This is a genomic window from Clostridium tepidiprofundi DSM 19306 (assembly GCF_001594005.1).
Classification (GTDB): Bacteria; Bacillota; Clostridia; order Clostridiales; family Clostridiaceae; genus Clostridium_AC; species Clostridium_AC tepidiprofundi.
The window spans coordinates 48,846-63,490 of sequence record NZ_LTBA01000014.1 but is presented as its reverse complement, the minus strand read 5'-3'; the positions used below and the strand labels follow the sequence as shown (position 1 = coordinate 63,490).

General features: G+C 30.2%; 12 protein-coding genes. 4 read left to right on the top strand and 8 right to left on the bottom strand.

The features are described 5' to 3' along the window. A partial coding sequence (locus CLTEP_RS14865; protein WP_161938358.1) for a hypothetical protein occupies positions 1-659 on the top strand: 659 nt, incomplete at its 5' end. 89 nt (positions 660-748) lie between these two features. Here the strand turns inward: CLTEP_RS14865 and CLTEP_RS07425 are convergent. From CLTEP_RS07425 to CLTEP_RS07395, 7 genes are all read right to left on the bottom strand, one after another. Beyond that, on the bottom strand, positions 749-1,243 hold the full coding sequence (locus CLTEP_RS07425; RefSeq protein ID WP_066824890.1) for a spore coat protein: 495 nt from the start codon (positions 1,241-1,243) through the stop codon (positions 749-751). 388 nt (positions 1,244-1,631) lie between these two features. Beyond that, positions 1,632-2,972 (bottom strand): replication-associated recombination protein A, encoded by a 1,341-nt coding sequence (locus CLTEP_RS07420; RefSeq protein WP_066824888.1) that lies wholly within the window; start codon positions 2,970-2,972, stop codon positions 1,632-1,634. Between the two features lie 58 nt (positions 2,973-3,030). Next, positions 3,031-3,306 carry a hypothetical protein gene (locus tag CLTEP_RS07415; RefSeq protein ID WP_066824887.1) on the bottom strand — a complete coding sequence of 92 codons (276 nt, stop codon included), beginning with the start codon at positions 3,304-3,306 and terminating at the stop codon, positions 3,031-3,033. 214 nt (positions 3,307-3,520) lie between these two features. Further along, the gene (locus CLTEP_RS07410; RefSeq protein ID WP_066824884.1) at positions 3,521-3,895 is read right to left on the bottom strand and encodes a CoA-binding protein; all 375 of its coding nucleotides are present in this window, start codon (positions 3,893-3,895) and stop codon (positions 3,521-3,523) included. 215 nt (positions 3,896-4,110) lie between these two features. Next, the gene (locus CLTEP_RS07405; protein WP_066824881.1) at positions 4,111-4,461 is read right to left on the bottom strand and encodes a hypothetical protein; all 351 of its coding nucleotides are present in this window, start codon (positions 4,459-4,461) and stop codon (positions 4,111-4,113) included. Between the two features lie 10 nt (positions 4,462-4,471). Next, positions 4,472-4,825, bottom strand: coding sequence for a PqqD family protein (locus CLTEP_RS07400; RefSeq protein ID WP_066824878.1), 354 nt, complete (start codon positions 4,823-4,825; stop codon positions 4,472-4,474). Positions 4,826-4,951: 126 nt separating this feature from the next. Next, the gene (locus tag CLTEP_RS07395) at positions 4,952-6,856 is read right to left on the bottom strand and encodes an OPT family oligopeptide transporter (protein ID WP_066824875.1); all 1,905 of its coding nucleotides are present in this window, start codon (positions 6,854-6,856) and stop codon (positions 4,952-4,954) included. Between the two features lie 541 nt (positions 6,857-7,397). Between CLTEP_RS07395 and CLTEP_RS07390 the strand changes: the two genes are divergently transcribed. After that, the gene (locus CLTEP_RS07390; RefSeq protein WP_066824872.1) at positions 7,398-8,297 is read left to right on the top strand and encodes a hypothetical protein; all 900 of its coding nucleotides are present in this window, start codon (positions 7,398-7,400) and stop codon (positions 8,295-8,297) included. 198 nt (positions 8,298-8,495) lie between these two features. Here CLTEP_RS07390 and recQ read toward each other — a convergent pair whose 3' ends face one another. Next, the gene (recQ, locus tag CLTEP_RS07385) at positions 8,496-10,628 is read right to left on the bottom strand and encodes a DNA helicase RecQ (RefSeq protein WP_066824868.1); all 2,133 of its coding nucleotides are present in this window, start codon (positions 10,626-10,628) and stop codon (positions 8,496-8,498) included. Between the two features lie 913 nt (positions 10,629-11,541). On the opposite strand from recQ, the gene pflB reads away from it, so the two are divergent. Then, entirely contained in the window at positions 11,542-13,791 is a 2,250-nt protein-coding gene (gene pflB, locus CLTEP_RS07380) for a formate C-acetyltransferase (RefSeq protein WP_066824865.1), read from the top strand. Between the two features lie 107 nt (positions 13,792-13,898). Continuing rightward, positions 13,899-14,618, top strand: coding sequence for a pyruvate formate-lyase-activating protein (gene pflA / locus CLTEP_RS07375; protein ID WP_066824863.1), 720 nt, complete (start codon positions 13,899-13,901; stop codon positions 14,616-14,618). Positions 14,619-14,645 lie beyond the last annotated feature (27 nt).

Here is a 14,645-nt window from a genome sequence, read left to right as displayed (position 1 = left end):
TCAAAAAAATATATGAGACAACTGATCTTGATAGTCATAACATATATAGGGATAATCCAATATGTAAGATTGCGAAAAAACTTCAAAAGGATATAAGTGTAAGAAAAGAAGATTATGAAAAATTATTTGGAAGTGATTTTTTTGATGTAAATATGATTATAGATGGAATCGTTGTATATCATGCCAGTGATGATAATATTACAAACCTTGATATTCGTGAGAAACAAATATTGAAGAACTTTAAATCTGTATATGAACATTATCCTAAAGGAAAGTATTATGGACAATGGGGACGTGCTCATATTCCATTAACACAAGGAGTTTCTCATATTAAAAATAATTTTGCATCTGTACTCAATACTTCCTATAGTGAATTAAAAGGAAAAATATTCCCAATTGGGTACATATACTCTTCACCTAATAGTGAAAAATATAAAAAATTTATAAAGCCTTTTAGCCCTTATTTAGATAAAAATAAATCTTTCACTATTTTTAAAACATATGGAAAGAATTGTCCTTTTGATGTTCCTGCTTATGGTTTTCTTGATGGTATTTATTCTGGTAAACCTATTGTTGATACTGATGATAATACTCTTTCTGATTATTTTAAAGCTATAATTATAATTCAAAATTATAAATTTGATAACTTATCCTTTTAAAAAAATAAATTAGCTAGTAAACAATAAATAAACGGTTAATATAACTTTAAGACGACTATCATTATTGACAGTCGTCTTTTCTAAAAAATTTACTGTGGCTTATACATTCCTTTGCTCTGCATATATTTAAAAATTGCTTCTCCATGTTCTTGTTCTTCTTTTTGAATATGATTTAGTGCCTGACGATATTCCGGAACCACAAACTCAAATATAGAAGTATCATAAGTACCTGAAACGTATTTTTCTGCTGTTAATGCATCAACGCACAAATCATAATCATTTTGATTATATTGACCTTGTGTACTTGACTGCATACCACTGGTTGCTGCTTGATTTTGAGGAGCAGCCTGTTGTTGATTCATCTGACTCTGCTGCTGTGAACCCGTACTTGGTATTTGCCCAGCCAACATCTGATTTATTGTATTCAAATGTTGTGTTTCTTGATTCATATTCTTGGTAAATATTTGCTTTAATTCAGGACATTGTGTCTTATTCGCACCTTCTGAATACTTATGAATACATAATTGTTCATGTTTCTTTAAATCTTCTAAAAGCATTCTTTCTTTTTGTGTTAATGTTATCATAAAAACCACCTCCAATATGTATTCTTTTACCCAAGAGATTTTTTATTCATTTTTGTCTTTCAAAACTCCTGTTACAAAAAAACTTATAAAAAGTGGCTATTTAATATTCCTGGTATAGAAAAACTTCACAAACAAAAATGCATTTGCTATTATTGTAATTATAACAACAATAATACCCTAACAAAAGAGAAAGCAAATGCATTATAATCATATCAATTTTTTGTCATATTATCCTTTAGTCTCTGGTACATCAGAAGGTGATTCTCTAACTCTTTTCTTTTTCTTACCACTCCCTTGGTACTGTGATGGAGTAGGTCTTTTCATCCCTTTTTTAGCCATATACTTTGCACCTATCCTTTCTGTTAAAGTTCATATTTTATATACATATTTATTTTTTCATATATGGCTTATTTAATACATGTATTCTCTCAAGCCTATCCTTAATTTTTTTCTCATAACCCATTTCTGTTGGATTATAATACTTAATTCCTATCAATTCATCAGGCATATATTGCTGCTTTATAAAATGACCTGTATAATCATGCGGATATAAATAATCAACTCCATGCCCCATTTTTTTAGCTCCTGCATAACTTTTATCCCTCAAATGCAGTGGAACTTGACCAATATCTTTTTTTGCTATATCATCTATTGCTTTATTTATGCCTAAATAAGTAGAGTTACTTTTGGGAGCTGATGCTACATATACTGCTGCCTGTGCAAGTATTATCCTTGCTTCTGGCATACCAACAACGTGAACAGCCTGTGCTGCATTATTAGCTAGTACTAATGCTATTGGATCAGCATTTCCCACATCTTCCGATGCACAAATAACTATCCTTCTTGCAATATAAACCGGATCCTCTCCTCCATATAACATTCTTGCTAAATAATGAAGTGTTGCATCTGGATCAGAACCTCTCATACTTTTTATAAATGCTGACATAATGTCATAATGGAAATCACTATTTTTATCGTAATTAATTCTCTTTTTCTGCAAACATTCCTGCATTATGTCTATTCCAATATTTATTTTGCCATCTTCATCCTTATCTGTTGTAAGAACAGCTAATTCTAAAGCATTCAGTGCTGCTCTAGCATCTCCGCCACAGGTTTCACACAAAAACTCTAATGCCGTATCTTCTAAATTTATATTAAGTATGCCAAATCCATATTCTTTATCATTTAAAGCCCTATATATTATTTTTTTAATTGCTTCTTTACTCAATGGTTCAAGTTTAAAAAGCATAGAACGTGAAATCAAAGCATTGTTAACTTCAAAATATGGATTCTCTGTTGTTGCACCTATCAACGTTATTATTCCCTTTTCAACATGGGGCAATAAAGCATCCTGCTGTGATTTATTAAATCTATGTATTTCATCTAAAAAAAGAATAGTTTTTCTATTGTACATACCCAATAAATTTTTAGCTTCTTCAACTACTCCTCTCAAATCTTTTAATCCAGACGTAACCGCATTCAACTGAATAAAGTTTGATTTCGTAGTGTTTGCAATAATCTTTGCCAAACTTGTTTTACCTGTACCAGAAGGGCCATAGAATATCAAAGAAGTTATTCTATCAGCCTTAATAGCCCTTCTAAGCAACTTACCCTCACCTAATATGTGTTCTTGCCCAAAAAATTCTTCTAACACTTTTGGTTTTAATCTTTCTGCAAGTGGGGCTTCATTCTTAAGTTTTTTCTCTGCTTGAATATCGAACAAATCCATTTTTATCACCCTATTTAATATTTATTACAGCAAAATTGCATTTCTCATTTGATTAAATTCAGTACAACTTTTTACTGTAGTGTAGTACAACTATAATCAAAACGAAAATCATAATTAACATAACTCCAAATGAATTGGTAATTATTCCAAATGAACCAACAGCAACATCACACATTCCTTCTATCATTGTAACCTGCCCAATATTGTCTTTAAAGTTTTCATTCATATCGTTCATAAAATTTTTGAATATGTCAAATTTTAAAATCAAATTCCCAATTACCATTTCAATGAGTCCAAATATAATAAAAAATATACCAACGATTCTAATGCTCATACTGTTGTTACCTCCAAGTTTTACATGCATTCTAATATATTATACCATTTCGGGTATCTATTTTTATTAAAATCAGCATTAAATATCGAATATTTTAATAGAATTAATAAAAGACTTTGAGTGATACATACTTTCACTTAAAGTCTTTTACTTAACAACCACAATTTTTACTTGCTTATTTGCATAATCAGTCACTAAAACTAAAAACTATAATTTATTTACGATTACTTAATTCTACCAATGCACATCCTTGAACTGCTGTAATATTATTTTCTTTACAGTAATTTAAAATTTCTTCACTCTCAGCTCCTGGTTGAATGAGTATCTTATCAATACCTAATTCTTTTGCTTCTTTAACAATTTCAATTCCTACTTTTGGATTAATGCATAAATCAAGTACATCAATTTTGTAATCTACTTCACTGAGACTTTTGCATATTTCATCTTCTTTTGCTCTTGGATTAACTCCTTTAACCGTATATCCTGAATTTTTAAGTGCAAATAATATCTTATATGCATACTTCATATTATTAGTAACACTTCCAACAACAGCCCAATTTTTGTAATCTAACATTTCTGAAGCCTTCAAGTTTATCATCTCCTCTTACATTTTATCAACATGTATATTATTATAATTATCGAACTCAAAAATGTAAAATTATTTTGTATATAACTCACATAAAAACATATTAGATTATATGTAAACACAAAATATTATTTTCAATTTCACTAAGGCATATGAAAATAAATAACAAGTCAAATAAACTAATATACTGGCTTATTATTTCTTTGGATGTGCCTAATTTACTTGAGAACATATCTCTTAGGCATTTTGCTACTATCAATATTTATTTTACCCTCTTTGAGCATTTTATCTAGTATTTGTTTAGAAATCATTTTGGGTTCTTTTATAACTGCTTTATTCTTACTTAAAAACAGAGAAACTTTTATATTCATGAGTTCACCTTCTATTTCTTTCCTTGTCATTCCACCATTCTTCTTCAATGCCTTCATAATTTTTTTCTCAGCCTTTTTATTTATTTCCCTTAATAATTCTTGTGATTTTCTTTGCTCTTTTACATAACCCCATGCATAAAGAAACATTATAACCAATGCAAAACATAATATTTCAATTATAGTTTTTACTATTTTCATAAAAATCACCCTATTTCTTCTTTAAAGTAATAAAAGAATTGTTATTTAATATATTAATGTAGGTTACAATCCTGTTATAAACCGGTTCTGCCTTTGTACCAAACTTTTCTTTCTGAAGTTGGGATAATTCATGAATATTTTTTTCTCCATCAATATTCTTCCATACATTGCTCCCCTGTTCATCTAAATCAATAATCGATTTTTCAGGAGTATTGAATAACTTCCTCACAATTTTGTCAAATAAACCATTTCTCCAAACTATCAACTGAACTAGTCCTTTATCATTCAATTGCCACTCTATTTTTTCTGATTTAACTGGAACAAATTCAAGAAAATTCTTGTCATTTTTTTTATTTATGCTCATAAAAATCTCTCCTCCTGATTTAGAGTTTTAAATTTTGTTTCAAGTAAGGTATCATTGACTTGTTAGTTTTAAATACCTAAAACATTGACAAAAGGGAATAACAATTATTCCCTTTCGTCTTTTATTTTAAGCTTTTTTATCTTTTTTTCTCCAAAACGAGAACTTCATCAATGTTAATACAAGCAGTACAAAGAATACTACAGCTCCAGTTTGACCTAATACTTCTTCTCCAATACCAATATTTACTTGGAAAACAGCAAATATTGCTAAAATTATTCCCATCAAACCTTCACCCGCAATAAGACCTGATGAGTAAAGTATTCCACCTTCAACCTTTTCTTTTCTTTCATCTTCTTTATATTTTTTGCTTGTATCAAGTATTCCTTTTAATGCACCACCAACCATAATAGGTGTACTTAAATGAATTGGTAAATACAATCCAACTGCAAATGGCAATACAGGAATACCCAATAATTCAACTGCAACACCAATTCCAACACCTGTAAATACAAGTGCCCAAGGTAAGTTACCCCTCATAACACCTTCAATAACAAGTCTCATAAGTGTAGCTTGAGGAGCAGCTAATTCCTTTGAACCAAATCCCCATGCTTCATTTAATAATATTAATATTAAACCAATTACCAATGCCGAAACTACTACCCCTATAAGTTCTCCATACTGCTGTTTAGCAGGTGTAGCACCAACTAAAAATCCTGTCTTTAAGTCTTGTGATGTATCACCAGCGATTGCAGCAACTATACAAATTATTGCGCCAACTGTAAGCACTCCTACCATACCTTCTACACCAGAATGTCCAGTTGCTTTAAATAGTATTGCTGTAATAAGTAGAGTAGCTATAGTCATACCTGAAACTGGATTTGATGAACTTCCTACCAATCCAACCAATCTTGAAGACACAGTTGCAAAGAAGAACCCAAATATTGCTATTAGTATAGCTCCGCCTATTCCCACTGGCACCCAAGGTAAAGCCATCATAAGTATAATAATTATAATAGTACCGAAAAGAACTAATTTCATTGGCATATCTCTGTCTGTTCTTACCGATGCATCTCCACCAACACCTTTTTTATAATCTCCCATAGCTTCTTTAAATGTTTTTACTATTAATGGTAAAGATTTAATCAAACTAATAATACCACCAAATGCAACCGCTCCAGCACCAATATATCTTATATAATAATTCCAAATATCTCCTGCTCCCATTTTGCTTATTGGTATAGATGCTGGATACATAATTATATTTCCATAACTTCCTATTTTGGTTATTAATGGTATAATTGCTAACCAACCAACAACAGCACCACTAAGCATGTATGCTGAAATTCTTGGTCCTATGATAAATCCTACACCAAGCAATGCAGGCAAAACATCTGCACCTATTGTAGCACCTTTGTAACCCTTTATTGACCATTCAATCTCAGATGGGAATAATTTTAATCCATCTGCAATAAATTTATATGCAGCACCTATTCCCATTCCTACAAAAACTGTAGCTGCACTTGAACCACCTTTTTCTCCAGCTAAAAGTACTTCTGCACAAGCAGTACCTTCTGGATAAGGAAGAACACCATGTTCATTAACTATTAAAGCTTTTCTCAAAGGTACCATAAAAAGAACTCCTAGAATACCACCACAAAGAGATATAACTATAATACGAACTAAATCAACCTGTAACAACCCCTGTTCGGCCCATATAAACAAAGCTGGTAGTGTAAAAATCGCACCTGCTGCCAATGATTCACCAGCAGAACCAATAGTTTGAACTATATTATTTTCAAGTATTGATTCTTTTCTCATAATACCTCTAATGATTCCCATTGAAATAACTGCTGCTGGTATAGAAGCACTAATAGTCATACCTACTTTTAATCCTAAATAAGCATTAGCAGCACCAAAAACGATTGCCATTAAAATACCTAAAATAATTGATGTTACCGTAAACTCAGGCATAATCTTGTTTGCCGGAACATATGGAACATATTCCTGACCTGCATTTCTCTTTTCAGCCATAATAATCCCCCTTTAAAATAATTCTAAGTTCTTATGATGAAAATATTTTTCAGTTTCACCTCCTTTCATTTACGATAGTTAGCATATATAGTTAATTTTAATAGTATAATCACTCCCAATTCCTTTAACTGCTTTCTTCAAAGTGAACTCGTTTTGCTAAAGCAAAAGCTTCAATTTCCCACTTATAGAAATGGGCTTCTTGTAAAATCGATAAACAAAATAATTATATTTGATTTCTTTTTATTATAATTTAGCACATTTATTTAATCATCATAATATTATTTGCGAAAATTCAATATAATTATAATTTTTAGAAATTTCTTATTATTGTAATTCTACATTGACATATAATTTCCTGCTTAATATTTATACAATTAGCATGTTTTTCCTAAATAATGTTCTAATAATTTGTCTATTAGTATATAATATTACTTATTTATTTCAATATTACTTTAAATAAATATATTATAATAAAAACATATTGAAATTAACATCGATTTGATTTAGACTTTAATTATAAGAACTGTAAAGGGGTGACGTAATGAGAAACAATATTAATAAAAAAGATGAAAGCTTAAAAAAATTATACAATCAAGATAAAGGAAAGTTCAATAACATAGAATATTTAAATAAAAAATTAAAATCAAAAAAGAATTTTGAAAACTCAGATGAAGTTCAGAAATACATAAAAGAAATGCAAGAAATGGAAGATAAAAATGAAAGAAGAACAAATGTTATCGCTACGATAATTCTCGCTTCATTAGTTCTAATTATAGGTGGTTTATCAACAAAAATATTTTTTATTAAATCTAATACAACACAATATACTGCTAACAGTACTGTAGCTAGTAATATTATTTCAGATGATAAAAATTCATCTGAAGAGGATACTTCAAATAAACAAGCTGTTAGCAATAATACTGATACTAAATCAGATTCGAAATCAGATAACCACAATGATGCTACAAAACAAGACAGTTCAGTTTCTACGCCTTTTAATCAAAAGCTATACAAATATTTGCTAAACGATACAAATAGAACTGTTTCTTTAAAAAATGCGATTGATTTAAACCAAGGGAAAAACACTGGAATGACAATACTTTTTCTATCAGAATTGATGAGAAATAGTGGACTTGATGTCCCAAAAAACACTTGCAATACTTCTCAGTTAGTTAGCTATCTAAAGTCGAAGGGTTGGAAAGCATATTACGATTATCACAAATTAGAAAAAGGAGATGTATGCTTCACAACAAATCTCGTTGGTATGAAAAGCGTCCCTAGTCATGCATATATTTTTATGGGCTGGGTCGAAGATGGCAAAACTGATTACGCCTATGTTTGTGATGGACAAGTTAGTGAATACAAAAAAACTATTCATATAAGAAATATAGACTTTGCTACTAAAACCAAAGACAAATTTAATTTCTTTATGAGAAAATAAACTCGTTTTTATGAAGTAAAAATATTCAAACCTCCACTTATGAAAATGTAAGTTTTTGAAATTGATAAAACTATTGATAAAACTATTGATAAAACTATAGTAATTTCATACTGTAAAAAAAAATTGTCGCATTAACGGATTTTAATATCCATCAATGCGACAACTCTTTTATAGAAAATTTAGTAGTATAAAAATCTCTTACACAATTCTTTTCATTTTACATATTGCAGCCTTAATTGCCATATATTCAACTTCATCAGGAAGCATCTCTTTTATAGGCTTTAATTTTTCTGCTCCTATTTTTTTAATAGTGTCATATATTAATTGTTCATACTTTTTAGGAATAAAATCATCTAAGTTTACGTCTAACCCTTCAACACTGCACCTAATTAAATGATCTTGAATTGTCACAATCTTTAAATTTCTGCACTCAGAAATTTCCTTTAAACTCTTTCCTTCCCTATACAAATTGAATGTAACTTCATGACTAGGAATCTTCTCTTGATTTTTTATTATACCATTATTCATATTTTTATCAGTATGTGGTAATTCAATATCATTCTCAGATACATACCTTTTTATAACCTCAATAAATTCATCCCCATATTTTTTAAATTTAACTTCCCCTACTCCTTTAATATCTAACATAGATTTCATATCTGTAGGATAGTACTTACTCATTTCTCTAAGTGTACTGTCAGAAAAAATTATATACGGTGGAACTTTTTCCCTCTCTGAAATTGCCTTTCTTAACTTTCTTAAGCTATCAAATAATGAATTGTCACTTTTTGTAGCTACCTTTTTCTTATGTATTCTCATCATAATCTTTTCTCTATTCTTCAGTGCTTTTATTGCTTTTTCTTGCATCCTTATCACAGGATATTGCCCCTCTGTAATATATAAAAAACCATCTGCTATTAGCATATTAATTATATCCTTTATTTCTTTAATAGTGTAATTTTTAATAATACCGTAAGTTGATAATTCATCAAAATGTAAATCTAATAATTTTTTATTTTTAGAACCCCTAAGAATCTCCGCAATCATAGTAGCTCCATAGCATTGCTTTACACGTAGAATACATGAAAAAATTTTCTGAGCCTCTATTGTAATGTCTGAAAATTCAATTTCTTCACAGCAATTACTGCAGTTACTACAATTTTCGTCAATTTCTTTCTCCCCAAAATATTCCAATATATATTTTCTCAAACATTTTTGAGTATGACAATAATCTATCATATGCTGAAGTTTCTTATATTCATTAATCTTTCTATCATATTCAAACAACGTCTGCTCTATTAAATATTTTTGAAGTAAAATATCTTGAGGCGAAAATAACAATACACATTCGCTCTTTTCTCCATCTCTACCAGCACGCCCAGCCTCCTGATAGTAGCTTTCCATATTTTTAGGCATATTATAATGTATAACAAATCTAACATTTGATTTATCGATTCCCATACCAAATGCATTTGTAGCAATCATGATATTTATATCATCATAAATAAAAGCTTCCTGATTTTCTATTCTTTCTTTTTCAGAAAGTCCCGCATGATATTTACCTATCTTAAATCCTTTTCTTTTCAAAAATTCATAAGTATTGTCTACTTCTTTTCTTGTAGCAGCATATATAATACCAACTTTTTCTCTATTGTTTTCTAAATAATTTAACAGAAAATCTTTTTTGTTAACCCCCTTAACAACTGAAAAATACAAGTTTTCTCTATCAAATCCAGTAAAATACGTATTAGGATTATTCAATTTTAATAGACGAACTACATCTTTCTTTACATCCTCAGTTGCCGTTGCAGTAAAAGCTGCCACAGTTGGTCTTTCTGAGAGAGATTCAATAAAAGCAGATATATTTCTATAACTAGGTCTAAAATCATGCCCCCATTGAGATACACAATGCGCTTCATCAACTGCTATTAAAGAAATATTAATCATTCTCAACGTTTCACAAAATTCTCTCGACTCTAATCTCTCAGGAGCAATATACAAAAGCTTATATCTTCCATATAAAGCATCTGTAATTCTTTTTTTTACTTCCAATGCACTCAATGAACTGTTTATAAATGAGGCTTTAATACCAATATTATTTAATGAATCAACTTGATCTTTCATAAGAGAAATCAAAGGTGAAATAACAATCGTCATACCTTCAAATATCAGTGCTGGAATCTGGTAGCATAATGATTTTCCACCACCTGTTGGCATTATACCAAAAGTATCATTTTTATTTAAAATGCTTGATATTATTTTATATTGACCTTTTCTAAACTCCTTATATCCATAATATTTTTTTAATATTTCTTTAGTATTATAAGACAATTTTTCACCTCGCTTTCTTTATAATAATTCCCAGTACCTTCTTTTTTCTCCAATCACCAATCTCCAATCACCAAAGCAGATTGTTACTTTGATGAAAACTAATATAAGAGTGCTAGTTTTCCATGTGGCTAGTTACCAGTTAATGTTGAAATCGTTACACGATTTCTTGAATGATAGACTGTAAGTTGGCTAGTTTGGCTAGTAAAGGTGTAAATTGTTTTACAATTTCTTAAATGAATATAAAGTATTTGCTGGTTGTAAGTATATAACAGTCAAGTCACAAATTTGCACTAGGCCTCTAGTACTCTAGCAGACTAGCAAACTTGTTTTATTCCCTAGCATCCAATTTCTATCCCCTTCTTTTCACCATAGTACCCAGTACCTCAAACAGATACTGGCATACAGATGGCAAATCTGTACTGGAGACTAAAACAAAGTCACTAATCGCCAATCGCCAAAGTAGATTGTGACTTAGTCAGAGAATAAATACCAGTACTTTGTTCTTCCTCCTAGTACCCAGAAGCTAAACAGATACTGGTTCTCAAGTTACAAATCTGTACTGGAGACTGGAGACTAGAGATTAGCGACTAATCCAAAGTCACCAATCTCCAATCACCAGAGCAGATTGTCACTTAGTTAGACATTAAATACTGAAAATTAACTCCTAGCACCCAGTACCTAGTACCTAATTACTAGTGCACAAAATATTATACGTCAAATATATTTTATCAACTCTTCTAGTTAACATCTAATTTTTTAATTATTCAAATGTATTATATCATTATTATTACAATTGTAAAAATATTATTTTATGTGACCTAAATCACATATTTTCTACATTAAAAATAATATAATTTACTTGGAAACAACAAAATTCGATAAAATTCTTAATCAATATAAGGAGTTGATATATATGTTTAAACAATGGAATGGATTTATTGCAGGAAATTGGCAAGAAAAAATTGACGTTAGAAATTTTATTCAAAAGAACTATACACCTTATGAAGGTGATTCAAACTTTCTTGCAGATATAACAGAAAAAACAAAAAAAGTATGGGAAAAAGCTCACAACTTAATCGTTGAAGAAATCAAAAAGGGAATAATTGATGTTGAAACAAATGAAGTATCAGGAATAAATAACTTTAAAGCTGGATACATCGATAAAGACAATGAAGTAATAGTTGGACTACAAACAGATGCCCCACTAAAAAGAATAATCAATCCTTTTGGTGGATATAGAATGGTTGAACAATCTTTAAAAGCTTACAATTACGAAATAAACTCTGAAATAGAAAAATACTTTAAAAAATACAGAAAAACTCACAATGAAGGAGTATTTGATGCTTATTCAAAAGAAACTAGAAAAGCTCGTACTGTTGGTTTATTAACAGGTCTACCTGATGCATATGGTAGAGGAAGAATAATTGGTGATTACAGAAGAATAGCTCTTTATGGAATAGACTATCTAATAAAAGAAAAAATAAATGATTTAGATACACTACTAGTTGGTGCAGCTACTGAAGACTTGATAAGAGCAAGAGAAGAAGTTTCTGAACAAATAAGAGCTCTAGTAGAAATCAAAGAAATGGCGGCAACATATGGTTTTGATATATCAACACCTGCTAATGATGCAAAAGAAGCTGTTCAATATCTATACTTTGGATATCTAGCAGCAATCAAAGAAAATAATGGTGCAGCAATGTCTCTTGGAAGAAACACAGCTTTCTTAGATATATATATAGAAAGAGATTTAAAAAATGGTGTATTAACCGAAGAAGAAGCACAAGAATTAATAGATCAGTTTGTAATAAAACTAAGACTTGCAAGACACCTTAGAACACCAGAATACAATGAACTATTTGCAGGAGATCCAAACTGGGTAACTGAAGCAATTGGTGGTATGGGTCTTAATGGTAAGACACTTGTAACAAAAACTGCGTTTAGATTCTTACACACATTAACAAATTTAGGTGCAGCACCTGAACCAAACATGACTGTTTTATGGTCAGACAAACTACCAGAAAACTTCAAAAAATACTGTGCTGAAATGTCAATAAAAACTGCAGCTATTCAATATGAAAATGACGACATAATGAGACCAATATACGGTGATGATTATGGTATTGCTTGTTGTGTATCTGCAATGCAAATAGGTAAGCAAATGCAATTCTTTGGTGCAAGAGCTAACCTTGCAAAATCACTACTGTATGCAATTAATGGTGGTATAGATGAAATTAAGAAAGATAAACAAGGCAATTTAATAAAGGTTGTTCCTGGAATACCTAAAATGGAAGATGAAGTTCTTGACTACAACAAAGTAAAACAAAACTACTGGAAAGTACTTGAATATGTAGCAGAATTGTATGTAAATACTATGAATACAATACACTACATGCATGATAAATACGCTTATGAAGCTGGTCAAATGGCACTTCATGACACAATGGTTCATAGATTCATGGCATTTGGAGTAGCTGGATTGTCAGTTGCAGCAGATTCATTAAGTGCTATAAAATATGCAAAAGTTAAACCTATAAGAAATGAAGATGGAATAACTGTTGACTTTGAAATTGAAGGTGATTTCCCTAAATACGGAAATGATGATGATAGAGTTGATGATATAGCAGTAGAATTAGTTAAAAAGTTTACTTCTGAATTGAAGAAACACAAAACATATAGAAATGCTGAACACACATTATCAGTATTAACAATTACTTCAAATGTAGTGTATGGTAAAAAGACTGGTTCAACTCCTGATGGAAGAAAGAAAGGTGAACCTTTAGCTCCAGGTGCCAACCCAATGCATGGCAGAGATACACATGGTGCATTAGCTTCATTAAATTCAGTTGCTAAGATTCCATACAGAGAATGGTGCCAAGATGGAGTATCAAATACATTTTCAATAGTGCCTGACGCACTTGGAAAAAATAGTGAAACTAGAATCAACAATCTTGTTTCACTATTAGATGGATATTTTGCTCAAAGTGCTTTCCACTTAAATGTTAATGTATTCAATAGAGAAACTTTAGTGGATGCAATGGAACATCCTGAAAAATATCCAACTCTTACAATAAGAGTATCTGGATATGCCGTTAACTTTGTAAGATTATCAAGAGAACAACAATTAGAAGTTATAAGCAGAACTTTTCATCAAAATATGTAGATAAAATCATTCATATAGTTTATAATACTTAGTATTATAAGCTATATGAATTCTCTTTTATACGCTACTTTTTTTATTTTCTACCTTGAAGGGAGTTGTTATAAAATATGGTTAAGGGTAAAATTCACTCTATTGAAAGCATGGGCCTTGTTGATGGCCCTGGAATAAGAACAGTTGTATTCTTTCAAGGATGTAAATTGAGATGTCTTTACTGTCATAATCCTGATACATGGAATAAAAATACTGGCCTAACAATTACATCAGAAGAATTAGTAAATAAAATAATAAGATTTAAACCTTATTTTGAAAAATCTGGTGGTGGTGTAACTTTTTCAGGTGGAGATCCTTTGCTGCAACCTGAATTTTTATTAGACTGTCTTAAACTCTGTAAGAAAAATAATATTCACACAGCTATAGATACCGCTGGTTATGGTAATGGGGATTATGATGAAATACTAAAATATACCGATTTGGTTCTTTTAGATATTAAACACATAAACAACGAGGGATATATAAATTTAACTGGTCAAAATATAGAAGGCTTAAATCTTTTTATAAAAGCTCTTAAGAGATCAAATTCACGAGTTTGGATAAGACATGTTGTTGTTCCTGGAATTACTGATTCAGAAGAACATATACTAGCTTTAGCAAGTATAATAAAAGATAAAATACCAAATTTAGATAAAGTAGAGTTGCTTCCTTACCACACATTAGGTGTCAATAAATATGAACAATTAGGTATATCATATAAATTAAGTGAATTAAATCCTATGGACAAGAAAAAAACTATTCAGCTTCAAACTCTACTTGAAAAAAACATAAAGTAGGTGGTTAACATTAATACCTGTATTAAT

Bases quoted from the DNA above. Each gene is read 5' to 3' on its own strand.
- CLTEP_RS07425 (WP_066824890.1), bottom strand. From the start codon at position 1,243: ATGATAACATTAACACAAAAAGAAAGAATGCTTTTAGAAGATTTAAAG.
- CLTEP_RS07420 (WP_066824888.1), bottom strand. From the start codon at position 2,972: ATGGATTTGTTCGATATTCAAGCAGAGAAAAAACTTAAGAATGAAGCC.
- CLTEP_RS07415 (WP_066824887.1), bottom strand. From the start codon at position 3,306: ATGAGCATTAGAATCGTTGGTATATTTTTTATTATATTTGGACTCATT.
- CLTEP_RS07405 (WP_066824881.1), bottom strand. From the start codon at position 4,461: ATGAAAATAGTAAAAACTATAATTGAAATATTATGTTTTGCATTGGTT.
- CLTEP_RS07400 (WP_066824878.1), bottom strand. From the start codon at position 4,825: ATGAGCATAAATAAAAAAAATGACAAGAATTTTCTTGAATTTGTTCCA.
- CLTEP_RS07395 (WP_066824875.1), bottom strand. From the start codon at position 6,856: ATGGCTGAAAAGAGAAATGCAGGTCAGGAATATGTTCCATATGTTCCG.
- CLTEP_RS07390 (WP_066824872.1), top strand. From the start codon at position 7,398: ATGAGAAACAATATTAATAAAAAAGATGAAAGCTTAAAAAAATTATAC.
- pflB (WP_066824865.1), top strand. From the start codon at position 11,542: ATGTTTAAACAATGGAATGGATTTATTGCAGGAAATTGGCAAGAAAAA.
- pflA (WP_066824863.1), top strand. From the start codon at position 13,899: ATGGTTAAGGGTAAAATTCACTCTATTGAAAGCATGGGCCTTGTTGAT.